This is a genomic window from Flavobacterium sp. (genome assembly GCF_036741995.1).
In the GTDB taxonomy this organism is placed as follows: Bacteria; Bacteroidota; Bacteroidia; order Flavobacteriales; family Flavobacteriaceae; genus Flavobacterium.
This window is the reverse complement of record NZ_DAINRG010000017.1, coordinates 18,922-33,780: the sequence shown is the minus strand read 5'-3', so window position 1 is coordinate 33,780 and position 14,859 is coordinate 18,922. Positions and strand designations below refer to the sequence as shown.

Sequence of the window (14,859 nt, the reverse complement as noted above, 5' to 3'; positions counted from 1 at the left end):
AAATTAAACTAAGTAGAAGAATGTAAATACGAATACCCAAACTAAATCGACAAAGTGCCAATAAAGACCCACTTTTTCTACCATTTCATAAGTCCTTCTTTTCTCATACGTTCCCAAAAGAACATTCAAGAAAATAATAAAGTTGATAACCACTCCCGAGAATACGTGGAATCCGTGGAATCCGGTGATGAAGAAAAAGAAGTCGGCAAACAATTTGCTTCCGTATTCGTTTCTTTTCAGGTTGGCACCTTCTACCACTAAATGAGCATTCCCAACCAAAACATCCGATTCGGCTCTAGTTAAAATCTCTCTGTGTTTGTTATGATTTAATCCCGGTTGAAGCTTAGTGTTTTTTCGGTCTTCTTCGGTATCTCTGTAGATTTTTTCAGTTCTTACTAATAATTCAGGATGCGCTTTGTAACCGGCCTGTACTTCAGCAACAGAATAAGTAGAAAGTGTTTCTTCATCTTTCATGAACCATTTCCCTTTACTTCTGGTCAATTCTTCTCTTTGTCCCGGAAGTTTAACCGCGAAGTCTTCTAGTTTTACTCTTTTTCCTTCTTTGGTAACAAACTGGATGATGCTTCCACCTTTGGTTTCAACAGCTCCGTATTCTCCATGAATGAAGTTTTTCCACTCCCAGGCTTGTGAGCCAACGAAGATTAAACCTCCAACAATGGTCAGCAACATATAAAATGCCACTTTCTTTTGTTTCATTTGATGTCCGGCGTCCACCGCTAATACCATAGTTACCGAAGAGAAAATCAGAATAAAAGTCATCAAGGCCACATAGTACATTGGTGCTTCCACCCCATGCATAAACGGAAAGTGCGTAAACACCTCATCGGCTAAAGGCCAATTGTCGATAAATTTAAATCTTGAAAATCCGTAAGCAGCCAGGAATCCAGAGAAAGTTAAAGCATCCGATACGATAAAAAACCACATCATCAATTTGCCATAACTAGCGCCCATTGGCTCGTTTCCGCCACCCCAAGTATTTTCTGTTTTATTAGCAGTAGTAACTGTCGCTCCCATAAAAGTTATTAGTTAAAAAGTTCCCAAATTTAGATTTTTTTTCTTATTTAAAGAAATATAAAAAGAAAAACAAACAAATCCATAAGAAATCAAGAAAGTGCCAATACATCGCACCTAGCTCAATTCCAAGCGTTTGACTTGAATTGTATTTTTGTTTAAAATGATTATAAATTATGATTAAAAGCGAAATCAGCCCTCCGGCAAGGTGAGCCAAGTGCAACACAGCGATTACATACAAAAATGTGGTGGCAATATTACTCTCCGGACCGGTGAAATAATAGCCGGCATCCATCACTTGCCCAAACCCTATAAATTGTAAAACCACAAAAGCAATTCCAAGTCCTAAAGTCAGCAAAAGGAAGTTCGTCGTGGCGGTTCTGTTGTCTTTTTGAATGGCTTTTTTGGCCAAATGAAACGTAACGCTACACAGGATTATCGTTAGGGTACTGAAATAAAAAGCTGTTGGTAATTGAAAATCTTTCATCCAGTCTTCTCTGGATTTACTCACTACAAAAGCACTGGTTACGCCGGCAAACATCATCATCATACTCATCATGGCGAACCACAATAACAATTTGTAGGATCTTGAGGTACGGGCTTTGTGTTCTTCGGCGGTCATTGGTATTGTTGCCATAACTATCTTAAAAATTTATCTATAATATAAACTAACTGTAACAAAGTGATATAAGAAACGCTCACCAACATCAAAGTTCTGGCGGCTTTGGCGGTTCTTAATTGGTATAATTTCACAGCATAAAAAATCATCCAAAGTCCGAGCAAAAATACAATTCCTGCCGCAACGGGCGAAATAAATAATCTTCCTGTATATCCCAAGCAAGGTAGTAAGGATGCCACCAACAACCAAACCGAATACAAAATAGTTTGTAAAGCGGTTGATGTGTCCTTTTTCCCTGTAGGCAACATAAAGAAACCTGCTTTTTCATAATCCTCATAAAGAAACCAACCAATGGCCCAAAAATGAGGAAACTGCCAAAAAAACTGAATTAAGAAAAGTGTTCCGGCTTCGATACCAAAATTATTGGTAGCCGCTACCCAGCCCAACATAAACGGAATTGCTCCGGGAAAAGCCCCAACAAAAACCGAAAGTGGCGTATACACCTTTAACGGCGTATAAATGCTGGTATATAAAAAGATGGAAATCGCCCCAAACATGGCCGACTTCGGATTAATCAAATACAAGAGAATCAAACCAACGATAGTCAGCAAACTCGCCACAAACAACGCGTGATTCGGCGACATTCTGCCCGAAGCCACCGGACGATTTTTGGTTCTGTCCATCAAAGCATCCAGGTCCTTTTCTATCACTTGATTGAAAGCGTTGGAAGCGCCCACCATACAGTAACCGCCAAGAGCCAGCATCAATAAAGTCGTAACTTTTAAATCCTGAAAATTAACCACACCGAGAAGATAACCGGCTATAGAAGAAAACACCACGCTAATCGCCAAACCTGCCTTGGTGATTTCTTTAAAATCAATCGCAATTTGTTTTATGGAAAATGGAGCAGTGGTAGCGTTCATCAGTGGTTTTAAAACTGGCGCAAAGGTACTTTATAGAAAACGATTTGACAAAAAAATATTGAGGTATATTTTGCATTTTTATTGTTTTCAGAAGCACTTGTTTTTCTTCTCTTTCACTTATGCTCCCGCTATCCACGCTACAAGGTAGCTCGCTCCTATCGGGGCTATTTTGGATGTTTTGTTTCCTTTAGTCATTTCGGCAGTATACCATCACGCGAAGACTATTATAACAAGGATAAATTGAATAAAAAAAGAGGCCTGCTAATTGACCTCTTTTTACTTTACAAGTTTTTATTTTTTTTTAATTGATTGGGAGCAATACTGTATCTACAACATGAATAATCCCGTTAGAGGCTGATATATTGGCTGCAGTAATATTAGCGGTGCTTCCAATAGCGGTAATAGAACCACTTGGAGTTACTGAAAATTGACTTCCTAAAAGCGTTGTTATTTGACGGATTCCTTTTTTGGGAACAACACTATTAGCGGCACGTCTTCCTTCAACAACATGATATAATAAAACATCACGTACTAATGGCGCCGGAAGATCAGTGATACTAGTAACGTTCAATGCGGCGTATAAATTTTGAAATGCCTGATCGGTTGGCGCAAATACAGTATATTGATCTGTTCCGTTGGCAAAAAGATTTACAAGTCCGGTATCAAGTTCAGAATCTACATATACCAGAGCAGAAACCAATTCATTAAACCCGCCATTAACCGCTATTCCGGCAATTGATGAACTTCCAGGAGCCGGTGAACGATTGAGCGAATCAAAAGTCTCTTTTATTGAGAGCTTTGATGCTGTTTCCTGAGATGTGTTTTCATCAGTAGAACAAGATGAAAAACTAAACAAAATAAGAACTAGTAATACTAATGCCTTTAAGGCAGTAATTGGATTGAAAATTTTGTTTTTCATGGTGAATGTTTTTAATGTTAATATTATTGAAATTGTTGATTTCTATTAAAATAATAAACCAAAAAATGGCTTTAAAAACATTAGCAGGATATAGAGATGGAGTAAAATAAAAAAACTATAGTTTGTTTAATTATTTTAACCCAAAGTTAAACAAAATATTTACACCAATAAAACTTTAATATTAAATTAACAATCGTTTATTAATAGATAAAAAGATTACCAAAACCTGTTAGGTATAAATAGTTTGTTATTAAAAAAAAGGTACTCTTTACATTACGAATACCTTTTTGCAATCTTTTAAATTAATGCGGATAAACCATTCCGTTTATGCAGATGAAAATTTAGGCTATAATCTAATAATCAAAATACCAATTAAAGATGTCGCATCTCAACCCAACGGAAAACCAAGTAGTGCTTTCTTTAATCGTCGTGGCTGTTTCAGTGGCCGGATTGAAATTTCGGTAAATAAAACTACCGAACAGTTTCATATTCGTAGCCGGATTTATCAAATACCCAGCTTGAATATCCGCTATGAACACATGGGTTTTATTTCCTTGCCCAATGGTTACCCCTTCGTCATAGGGGCGGTTTTCTTCATAATCTTTGTAGATATTCCCGCCATAATTATAACTATCGGTAGCGGTATCAAAATCCAAACCGCGAAGTCCGGTGGTGAATTTGGCATCGGCAAAATAACGTCCGCTGTGGTAACGCGCAATCGCGATTAATTCTTTAAAGTTTCCTCCCCATTGGTGGCCTAAACTTTGGTTGTTGTGTCCATAATTGGTAATCACATCACTATGCGAGTACACATAAGGGCGCACATGGTTGTACTCTATCTGCAGCATCAGGTTTTTGATGTTGAAAGCGTTGTAGTATTTGGCCCCTAATTGGTAACCGTATTTGTTTTTCCAGCTTTTTTTGCCGGCTTTCATATCGCTTAATGAAAATTCATCCAACAAGAACTGTCCGTAAAAATTAACCTGATTGTTCCATTTGTATTTAGAAGTCAAGCCCAACATGGCATTCCCGGTTCGTGCCGAAGATTCAAACTCTACTGAACGATAGAAAATAATCGGATTCACAAAACTCATATCAAATCCACGATTGTTCTTATTCGTCCAAATCACCGATTCGAAAAAGCCCAAGTTCCAATTGTTAGTCACATTCAAACTCAAATAATGACTGGCGGCAAATTTGGTAGCATAAGTTCTGTCTACCGTAGCTTCGGGACGCACGTCTTTGAGCCAAGTGTAAATGTTAGTGTATTTTATCTTCCAAAAGGTAGTATTCAATTTGAAATACGGATACGGGCTCGCACCATCAGCCAACAATAAGGAACGGTAGCCATCGCCTATAAAGTTTTTACCGTACCCCAAATTGATATTAATGAATTTACTAGGCGTATACGCTAAATTAGCTTCGGCCATCGGGAAATCATAAGCATCCGATTTGAAAGGTTTTGCAATGCCAATACCGGGAATAATTGCCGGGTCGCCACCATCCGGTTTTATCGATTCGGCATAGCGGTTGAAATAATCTGCAAACCTTCCCTGGCTTTCATAAATGGTCGTTGTAAAATTTAAATCCTTTCCTAAACCACCATTAAACTGAATGCCACGTGTATTGATAAACGTATAATTGGCCGCACTCGGGTCGCTTTTCCCCACTTGCAAATCAATAATCGGATTCAGCGTAAACCAGTAATCTTCGCCTTGGATTTCAACTAAATTTTCATTCCAAAATTTCCGTCCCCACCACTCTTGCTTGTTTTTCAACAGCTTTTGGTTTTCTTCTTTCAGATTGTAATATTTGGCAACTTCTGCATAAGAATAAGGTTTTGAAGCCGTGTGATTATTAGCACCCACCTGATTCATTTCGTCATCAAACTGCGAATAATAACTATGCGAAAAAGGAATGTTCAAATGACTTTCAAACTGCGGATTGGTGAACTTTTTGTACTTCACACTATCCAATTCTGATAAATATTTATCTGATGGTTTGTAGATTTTGGAGGCTTTCTCAGCTACTGCTTCCGCTTCTTTTTGCGCCTGAACTTCGGCAGCACTTTGCAACGGAATCGCAATCTTTATCGTGTATTTGGCATAGGTTGGATTTCCGTTATAGGTTGGCGGACTTATCTTTGGTAGTTTACCAAAAACTCTTTTGCTTTCAGCTACTAATGATTCTTCATTAGCATCAACATAGGTTACCACAAAGTTCCCTATGTCCGTAACTTCAAAGAGTACGATGACATTCCCTCGGTAATTGTTTTGTTTCAGATTGTCGGGCACTTTGAAATTGTTATATACAAAATCCTGAACCTGACTGTTAAAACAAGTTTCCAATGCTTGTGCCTGCAAGCCTTCGCAAGCCGGAAAAACCGGAAGTCTTTCGCTTATTTTCTGAGTCACTTGTGCGTTGGAAACTACACTGCAAAACAACAATACTAAAAAGGGAATTATCTTTTTCATGTTTTTGGAATAATAAATTAATAACCGCTTGAAGCCGTTCCTCCGTGCGCAATAGTTTTGGCAGCTGAAGTCCCTATTCGTTTTACACCCAAGCGAATCATTTCCTGCGCTTCTTCATAAGTTCGCACTCCACCGGCAGCTTTTACCGGAAGTGGTGAAGCGTTTTCGAGCATCATAATGATGGTATGTACTGTGGCGCCATTGGGCAAACCGTTTTCGGTTTTGAAAAAACCTGTGGAAGATTTCACAAATACATTTGAAAAGTAGTCTTCTTTAAAGTTGGAAATAATGACATTCTTAATCAGTGTCGAAAATTGAATGATTTGCGCATCCGTCAGTGCGGCCACTTCAATAATCCATTTCACGACTTTATGATTTTCGAAAGCTAATTTGGTGCCTTGATAAATTTCATTCTTTACCAGATCAATAGCACCGCTTTTAAACGCCTCATAGTTGCACACGAAGTCAATTTCATCTACACCATCTTCAATGGCCTGCATGGCTTCCTCCAGCTTTTTCTCTAGAGTATTGGTGCCTTCCGGAAATGAAATCACGGTTCCTACCAACACTTTTGATTTGGCTTTGGTTATCATTTCTTTGGCCATTTTCACTTTATCCGGTCTAATCATGATGAGTTTAAAACTTTCATCAATGGCTTCCTTAATAAACCCTTTTACAATGGTATCATTGTCTTTTTCGGACAAACCACTTTGCTCAGCGGTTTTCAAATAAGTGGAGTCGAGGTATTGCTTTATATTCATGGGATAAAAGTAAAAAAAAATCCCGACTTACATCGGGACTTTCTTTGTTAGCTATTTGGTGATTGTATTTTACTTTCTTTTCTTTTTTTATAAAGAATAAAGAAAAATAATGCGGCGGCGGCTCCTGTTAAATTGGCCAACACATCAAAGATATCGGCGTGGCGTGTTGTGGTACAGGTTTCCTGCAAGAACTCAATTAGTATTCCGTAGCTTAAGGAAATCAACAGCACTTTTACAATGAGCTTCAAATCTGTTTTATCCTGCTCGAGCCATAAGTAATACCCCCAGAGCATGGTGAACACAAAATGAAATGTAAAATGAACGTATTTATCGACTCCCGAAACATGAACGGTTGGCAATTCGCCAAACTTCATCAAGCACAAAACACCAATTAAGGCAGTCCAGCAAACTGCTAAACCGAAAATTGTTTTTTTACGCACCAATAAGTTCTTTATAAGCATCGCTCGAAAGCAATTCGGTAACTTCAGCCGCGTTGGCGATTTTTAGTTTAATCATCCATCCTTTCCCATAAGGATCAGAATTGACATCTTCTGGAGTTCTTTCTAATGCGTCATTGAATTCAATGATTTCTCCGGAAAGCGGCAAAAACAAATCGGAAACAGTTTTTACGGCTTCTACCGTTCCGAAAACTTCGTCTTTGTCCAATGTTTGATCCAAAGTTTCTACTTCAACGTAAACGATATCTCCTAATTCTTTTTGAGCAAAATCGGTGATGCCAACAGTGGCAATATCGCCATCAATTAAAACCCATTCGTGGTCTTTTGTATACTTTAAATTGCTTGGTATATTCATTAGTTTGCTTGTTTATTAATTTTCCTCAAAAGTATAATTTCTGCAGAGATTATTAAAAGGAATGTTTCAAAAGTTTAATTAATTTCCAAAATTGTAGCGCAACGTAAATCCGGCTTTAATATTGGTTAATGGGAACGAAGTTGAAATAACCGGTTTCGAAAACGAATGGTCATAGAAGAAAATCGCCGTTAGGTTTTTACTAAGTGAATAATCCGCTGTCAGTTTGGCTGACCAAATGTTTTGTCCACCACCCAATTGATTGTTATTGTAATCTAAATAACGGACAATGGTTTTGTTATTCCTATACGAGAAATCAATTTTAACATTCAAATCACTTTTGATAATTCCCGTTGGGTTATCGGCCAATTTTGAGGAGAAAATTACATCTTTGAAACGGTATCCTAAACCGATCACGTATTCTTTTCCTTGTACTTCGGTCAATAAGTTGTTATCAAAACTCATCGATAAACTTCTATCTTTTTTCACTTCGGCCAGGATTTTGAACGAGTTTTTCATTTCAAAATCAACTCGCACCAAAGGATTGAATTGCTCCACTAAGTTAATGTTTCCAATAATGGTTTTGTTATAATAATTCCCGGTATTCGGATCAATTTCGCCCGGATGCTGATCATAATCAAAGTTAGAACGGAAAGAATTAATCGTATAGGAAGCTCTATAAGCATGTTGCAAAGAGAAGCGTTTGAAATTGTCTTTAAAGAATTTGTAACGCATCAATCCGCTATATTTTACAGTCCAATTTGGTATTGGAATATTCCTGAAGGCGTCTAATGAAATGCTCTTCGCCGTTTCGCCCGCACCAAAAGAATATAAACCTGTATAAGCTGCTAACAAGGACGGAATTAACACCGCCTGACTATTTTTGCTATAGCCTAAAGGATAACCTTCGGCATCTAAGTTGGCTGGGTTCGTTATATCAATCCCTCTTGCAGCCGCTAAACGATTGGCAATAATGATTCTGTTATTTCTAAATTCATCAAAAGCAGAAGAACCCAGTTCATCACTTTTCTTAAAGGATGTTTTCAGCATCACGGTAGAAATCGAGAAGTTACCGGTGGTATATGGTGATCTGGAGTTATAATCTCCGCCAGTAACATCATATTGTTCCGAGTAATTGCTGGCATACGTTCGGTCGGCCGTTAAATCAATCTTGAAATCAGGAAACAAATCAACATTGGCAGTCATCCCTAATGTTTTGGTCACCACCTGAGTATAGTTTTGGTTAAAATCAGGGTAAGTGGTTAACCAACCTCTTTTTGCCGCTTCATAACGTACATCTTCTTGGGAACCGAAAACGAAACCAAGAGACGGTTTTGCCGAACCAAAGAACCCTAAGCCGGGTAAGAATCCCGGAAGCACAGTTCCTTCGTTTCGGGTGTAATTAACCTGAACATTTTTCACACTGGTCAAAACACCTTTCAAACCATCTAAAAACACATTGGCCGATTTTGCCGGTTGCACTTTAGTATTTGTTATTTTTTCACCTGGTTTTGGCAAACCTATAGGCTTGGCTGCCGGAGTAGCCGGTTTTTTACCCAATCCGATGTATTTATAGAATGTCTCCATGTTGAATGCTGTATTCAACTTGTGCGCTCCGGCATTTTGAATAGTATTTCCAAGATTATAGGTACTACCATCACTGGCTTCGATAGATTGTAATGCCAAAGAAGCTCTTTGCCAATTGTAATCTCCGGTATAAGAATAACTGGCTTTAACAAAAGCTAAAAATGGGATTTTGTTGATTGGCAAATCATAATTCACTACAATCTGTTGGTTGTGCTGGTTGGCTTGCCCAACATTCCAAAAATCGGTCCAAATCGTGTTGCTGTCATCCACTACGTTGTTATCGTCTATATAGTTTCGCACAATATTATGGGATGCAGCCGTATAGTTAACTTTCAATGATTTTGTAATGTTGTAATTAAATCCATATTGGTAATTAAACATATAATTTCTTCTAAACAATGGGTCTAAAGCAATTCCTGACACATCCACTTGTCTAAACTGCTGTCTGTTATATTGTCTAATAATATTGGTACTAAACGAAATACTCGCCGGCAGGTAATTGAAATTGAAATCACTCAAAAGTTTCCAATACTCGCTTTTCTTAAAGAATTTATTTTTCTTAAAAGGCTCCACTGCTTTCGGCTGGAAAGAAAACGTGTAATCAACAGCGGTATTGACTTGTTGATCCATATAGTTTTCTATCTCGTAATTGTGTTTTTCAACTTGATTATAAGAATACGAAAGCGTTAAATTCTCTGGATCATACATATGTTGTTTCTGATCCGGTGCTCTTTCTTTTTTAACTCCGATGAAGTTGATACTTTTTCTCTTTGTATAATCAATTGCTCTGTTTGTGATATTAGCTCTTGCAGCAGCATCGGGAGTGTTGTCCAACAATTGTTGCAGTCTCAAATCCTGATTATACGGATCATATTCTGGAGTAATGGTTTCTTCGCCAATAGCATAATTGAACGGTAAATTGATGCCCCATTTCTTTGGCAATAATTTACCCAAACTAAGATTGGTTACTATGTTGTACTGTTTAGTGTCTTCTCTGCTTCTTTCTTGTGGGCCTTGTTCCAAAGCTCCGAAACCAATGGTACTCATTCTTCCGGTAGCAGAAACCGTGGCAAAATCAGCTAAGTTGGTATCCATATTTAATACCGCAGCCATACCACCTTTGTTGTTCATGTCGGCCAAACGCAATTCGTTAAACCATACCTCACCTCTAATCGGTTGTGTACTTCTGTTTCTTATACCCACCATCAGGGTTCTTACTAAACCAAAGTTTGGATTTCCTTTTACTCCAAGTCTAAGCGATCCACGAGACGTATTCCCGGCAAGCGATGGATCTAAATCAAAGTCATTTTTATACAAAACACCATCCACAAAATCACCTGGCGCAGCACTCATGGCTAAAATTTTCAGTTTTGACAACAAACCTGTAGGCAAATCAATATTATTAAGTTCAGGCCATATTTGATCTGCCGCGGTAGGTGCCGGTAAAAGTGGTGTTACTTGTAACGGAATCTCAACTTCATAGTAGTTATCGGTAAAGTCATTTCCAAAACGAATGAAAGCTGACATCTGATTGTTTTGTAACGGAGTGGTGTCCGATTTTAATGCCTCAGCGTGTAAAAACATTTTTAATTTGTTGTACTGACGCATGTCAACACTTACGTTTTTAAATACGGCTCTCGAATCTCCCGCTTCCAATCCAACTGTTCCTGAAACTCTCAACGAAAGCGACTGCTCATTTTGACTGATGACTTGATTCCCATTAGGACTTACTTCTCTTACTACTCCCGGAGGCAATACGTAGTGGATAGGATCTCTTTGAGCATTTTCCTGGATGCTTACTGACAGCACGTCAAAATTTGTCCCGGTATCATCTGTATCCGAATCTGTAAGCGCATCAAACGGTTTATCATATCGTCTCCATTCGCCACGAACTAAATCCAAAGCACCAAAACGAACGGTAATCGGCTGGTTAAAACCTGTCATGAACATCCTCATGAAACGGATAGAACGAAAATCGGTTATACTCCCAATGGTATTCGTGGGCTGCGTTACCGGGATTTTGAATTGTAACCAACGTACTCGTGTGGTTAATCCGTTGGGTAATTGAACATCTTGTTCTACTTTATCGGTAACAAAATTAGTCGTTCCCACATCCATCGTTGAATTGATATCCACTTGGTATTCATAGTAGGCATTGACCGTATTCATGGTATTATCACGGTTGATGTCTTCTACATCGGGAAGCGTTGTAGAGCCTCTGTTGTTGTCAGAAACATTTACTGGTGAATTCCCTTGTACCCCATTATAATTTTTGTAACGATCAAAAACACTACCGGAAGCATTTAAAAAATACTGATAATTATCGGCTGCCGGGTCATTTTGAGCAGCAAACCCCGGAGCTATATTCGGCAAAGCTTTTTCGGCATCATCGTTAATCCCGTCAAACCCGACGTCTTGAGCATCACGGTTAGACCCATCGGCATCAAAAGCATAAATAAGCGATTGTGACGATGGTACTTTCCCCCATACCGTTGGATTGGTCAATGTTTGAGAAGTACTACTCGCCGGTAATCCGTTTTCATATTGTTTACGTTCGTCCTTTAAAACGTCTTCTGAAATTTCTCCTAAGTTGAAAAATAGTTTTCCAGCATTACCGGAATTGGCTTGAGCGGAAGGATTTCCCGGATCATAATACGGATCCATAAGCCAAAACTGGATGTATTCTACATTACTTTGTTCGAAATTGGTAGAGTTAATAGCCCTTGTAATACCCCCGAAGTTTTTTGTCGGATCACTAAAACCGGATGAATTCAGTGCTTCCGGGTTATAATTGTAAGGCCCTCTTTCATTAGGATAATAAGTCAAATCAAGCGTGTTGATTACAGTGGATTGTCCAAGTGCTAAATCTTGATTAGGAAATAGTTCGCTGATAAAAATTCTACGGGTACTGTTTAAGGAAACTCCATCGGTACCAATATCTCCCGGTGTTTGCACATAAATGGTAGGGTCAATAGTATACCAACTCATTTTGGCTCTTTTGTAGCCATAACTTAAATCAACTGCGGTGGAATTAAAATCCTGATAACCTGTAACACCGGCTTGCCATTTCGGAACGCTGGATAATGTCCAGGATAGCGGAGACCGCATATCAATGGTCGTTTGGGATCCTTCAAAATCATCAACATAAACCGTAGATTCTCCTTGAAAACGGTCGGCTTTTGGTGTGTCCGGTTTTAAGAAAGCTATTTCCCCTCTTAAGGAGAAGTTAGACGGAACATCCGTATCAATATTAGGCAACTTATTTACCAATCTTGTTAAAAAGGGAACCTCCGTTGAAAAATTACCATTGAAACCAAAAATAGTATTGTTTACAGACTCTTGTCCATAATTTGATTTGCTGGTAAACGGTTTTTCGGTCATTTTAATCAAGGTAGCGCCTAATAAAAATTTATCCGAAAATTTGTGCTCCACATTAACTCCCATAAAACGTCGGGTTTGTTGCCCAAAAGTAGAGTTGTTTTCAACCGAAACCTGAATCGGTGTATTAGAAGCCTGCAAGGATGGATCTAGAATTTGTACTCTACCGGCTTGATAATTTACGCTGTAATCAATACCTTCCTGTAACACTCTTCCGCCTGCAGTTACCACCACCGAACCTCTTGGAACGTTGTAAGCTCCAATCGGAATTCCATCTCCACCGGAGGATTTAAATCGTCCTTTTAATTGAAATTTATTTTTATCGGCTTCTTGCAAAGCACCAGCTTGTGTGCTGGTATACATAGTACGGAAAACATATTTTGCTTGGTTGGAATTAAAGTCGGCTAAGTTGGCTGTATCACCGTTATAATTTTCGGTCGGCAGCGTTCTCAATTTTTCAAACAAATGTTTACCAAAAGGCTCTACAGTCGTAAAAATTAATCGCCCGTTCTGTTGGTCAACGGTAAGTCCCGGCATGAAATCAAAGAAACCATCTCCACCGGCCTGCGGGTCATTATTGAAATTCAGTTTATCAACATTGAAAACCTTTAGCAAAGGCGTTTCGGCCACATCAGCTGGTAAAGGAGAGGTTCCGTTAGCTGGCGTGATGTAATTTAAAGGAGAAGGATCGGTGTATAAAATGTTAAATCTAAAATCCTCTTGTTGCAATTGAAACGCTCCCGGAATTTGATAAATATTTTTCATCATCAGGTTCCAGATTGGTTTTTGAACATTGGTCAAGTTACTTTTCAACATTTTCAAAATCAAACTCTGAGAGGAAACAGCTTCTGAAGAGGTACCACTTCCAGTTACTACTGTAGCATCGACACCGTCTGTACCAAATTCTCCCACCTGATAAACCTGATCACCAATAGTATACTGATAAGCAACGGCCAATACTTCATCATTGGCTAATTTTTGTTGTAACGAAATATACCCTAGCTGTGGGTGAAAAGTGAATTCATTAGCGGCCAGTTTTCTGGCGTTTTCCAATTTTGAGTAGTCTGTCCCTTCATCAACCGGATTGTTAAAACCGGCACTTGAAGTAACTATGTCTCTAATACTGGAATTTAATAAACCGCCACCAGCGGTAATTAAAGCTGGATTGTATTTGTTGTTGGTATTATCGGTTGGCGAATCCGTTCCGGCATCAAAGAAGTTTCCAGGAAGCGGCGTAACCGCTACCACCTGATTGTTGGTCAAACCGGTTAATGGTGCTTCTCCTAAATCTTGTAAAGCGATAATATTCCTTAAATTGTTACTGGTGGTACTAACCCTATTTTGTTTATTGGTTACCCATACTTCTATTCTGGTAATTTGTACTCTACTGTCTATGAAAGGATAATTCCGAAGCGCCTGATCGTATTTATTTCTGAAATATTGCGATAAGAAAAAGTGTCGGTCAGCGTCATAGTCCAAGGCAAATAATTCGAAATCCTGAATCGTTCCCCCGCCTTGTGCCGTAACCGATTTGGTTTGTGATTTTTGTTCCGAGAAAACACCGGTTACCGTGGTTTTCCCAAATTGCAATTGGGCTTTAACCCCAAACAAACTCTGGGCACCGCGTATCAAAGAATTCGTAAGTGGCATACTCACATTACCAACTTCTATCTTTTGAATAATATCATCTTCCGTTGGGGCGTATTCTAATTTAATCAGGTTCTGAAAAGCAAAGGTGGATTGCGTATCATAATTGGCATTTACGCTCAAACGCGTTCCCACTTTCCCCATCAAACTCATATTGATTCTTTGATTAAAATCAAAGGTAGTTTGCGCTCTGTTTCTTGGTGAAAAAGAAGGATTATCTTGCTTGGTATAGCGCACACCTAGGTCCATTTCAACAGAACCGGTTGGTTTTACATCAATGGTATTGGACCCAAAAATGGTTTCAAAGAAACCGGAATTCACATAAAATCGTGGTAATAAATCTTTTTTCTTGGCATCGCTACCATCTTTCTTTCCGTCAATCGCATCCGATTTTTGTTTGTAATAATCCCTCATGGATTCGCGCAACACCAATTCTTCGTATTCCTTTGGCGTTAGAATAATGGGGTAATTGATGTTAAATCCTTCAAAAGTACTCGTGTAAATGTATCTGTCGGTGGCAGGATCATAAGTGTAAGCATTAACTATACTATTCGGGTTTTTTATTTCGACTTTTCCCGTTGAATAGCCTAAACTGTCTTTTGCCGTTTCATTTACCTGTGCAGAAACGGAAGCACTAAGCAATAAAACTAGCCCAAAGAGTACCCTTTTGAAGTTTAAAAATGGTTTGGTAAAGTATATTGTTTTCAAG

9 protein-coding genes are annotated in these 14,859 nt (G+C 38.7%); all 9 read right to left on the bottom strand.

Annotated elements, in window-relative coordinates; genetic code table 11:
* Positions 1-3 precede the first annotated feature (3 nt).
* Positions 4-1,035, bottom strand: a complete 1,032-nt coding sequence (locus V7D82_RS07255) for a cytochrome c oxidase subunit 3 (protein ID WP_333600314.1) — start codon at positions 1,033-1,035, stop codon at positions 4-6.
* A gap of 43 nt (positions 1,036-1,078) precedes the next feature.
* The gene (locus V7D82_RS07250; RefSeq protein ID WP_333600313.1) at positions 1,079-1,669 is read right to left on the bottom strand and encodes a cytochrome c oxidase subunit 3; all 591 of its coding nucleotides are present in this window, start codon (positions 1,667-1,669) and stop codon (positions 1,079-1,081) included.
* A 2-nt stretch (positions 1,670-1,671) separates the two neighbouring features.
* Positions 1,672-2,574 (bottom strand): heme o synthase, encoded by a 903-nt coding sequence (cyoE, locus tag V7D82_RS07245; RefSeq protein ID WP_333600312.1) that lies wholly within the window; start codon positions 2,572-2,574, stop codon positions 1,672-1,674.
* A gap of 301 nt (positions 2,575-2,875) precedes the next feature.
* On the bottom strand, positions 2,876-3,493 hold the full coding sequence (locus V7D82_RS07240) for a fasciclin domain-containing protein (protein ID WP_333600311.1): 618 nt from the start codon (positions 3,491-3,493) through the stop codon (positions 2,876-2,878).
* Positions 3,494-3,846: 353 nt separating this feature from the next.
* Positions 3,847-5,967, bottom strand: coding sequence for a gliding motility protein RemB (locus tag V7D82_RS07235; RefSeq protein WP_333600310.1), 2,121 nt, complete (start codon positions 5,965-5,967; stop codon positions 3,847-3,849).
* Positions 5,968-5,984: 17 nt separating this feature from the next.
* Positions 5,985-6,728 (bottom strand): deoxyribose-phosphate aldolase, encoded by a 744-nt coding sequence (gene deoC, locus V7D82_RS07230; RefSeq protein ID WP_333600309.1) that lies wholly within the window; start codon positions 6,726-6,728, stop codon positions 5,985-5,987.
* 47 nt (positions 6,729-6,775) lie between these two features.
* The gene (locus tag V7D82_RS07225) at positions 6,776-7,168 is read right to left on the bottom strand and encodes a VanZ family protein (RefSeq protein WP_333600308.1); all 393 of its coding nucleotides are present in this window, start codon (positions 7,166-7,168) and stop codon (positions 6,776-6,778) included.
* Positions 7,161-7,541, bottom strand: a complete 381-nt coding sequence (gcvH, locus tag V7D82_RS07220; RefSeq protein WP_333600307.1) for a glycine cleavage system protein GcvH — start codon at positions 7,539-7,541, stop codon at positions 7,161-7,163. Before gcvH ends, V7D82_RS07225 begins: the two co-directional genes overlap by 8 nt.
* 78 nt (positions 7,542-7,619) lie before the next feature.
* Positions 7,620-14,858 carry a T9SS outer membrane translocon Sov/SprA gene (gene sov, locus V7D82_RS07215; protein ID WP_442902381.1) on the bottom strand — a complete coding sequence of 2,413 codons (7,239 nt, stop codon included), beginning with the start codon at positions 14,856-14,858 and terminating at the stop codon, positions 7,620-7,622.
* Between the last annotated feature and the right edge of the window lies 1 nt (position 14,859).

Bases quoted from the DNA above. Each gene is read 5' to 3' on its own strand.
- cyoE (WP_333600312.1), bottom strand. From the start codon at position 2,574: ATGAACGCTACCACTGCTCCATTTTCCATAAAACAAATTGCGATTGAT.
- V7D82_RS07250 (WP_333600313.1), bottom strand. From the start codon at position 1,669: ATGGCAACAATACCAATGACCGCCGAAGAACACAAAGCCCGTACCTCA.
- deoC (WP_333600309.1), bottom strand. From the start codon at position 6,728: ATGAATATAAAGCAATACCTCGACTCCACTTATTTGAAAACCGCTGAG.
- V7D82_RS07240 (WP_333600311.1), bottom strand. From the start codon at position 3,493: ATGAAAAACAAAATTTTCAATCCAATTACTGCCTTAAAGGCATTAGTA.
- V7D82_RS07235 (WP_333600310.1), bottom strand. From the start codon at position 5,967: ATGAAAAAGATAATTCCCTTTTTAGTATTGTTGTTTTGCAGTGTAGTT.
- gcvH (WP_333600307.1), bottom strand. From the start codon at position 7,541: ATGAATATACCAAGCAATTTAAAGTATACAAAAGACCACGAATGGGTT.
- V7D82_RS07255 (WP_333600314.1), bottom strand. From the start codon at position 1,035: ATGGGAGCGACAGTTACTACTGCTAATAAAACAGAAAATACTTGGGGT.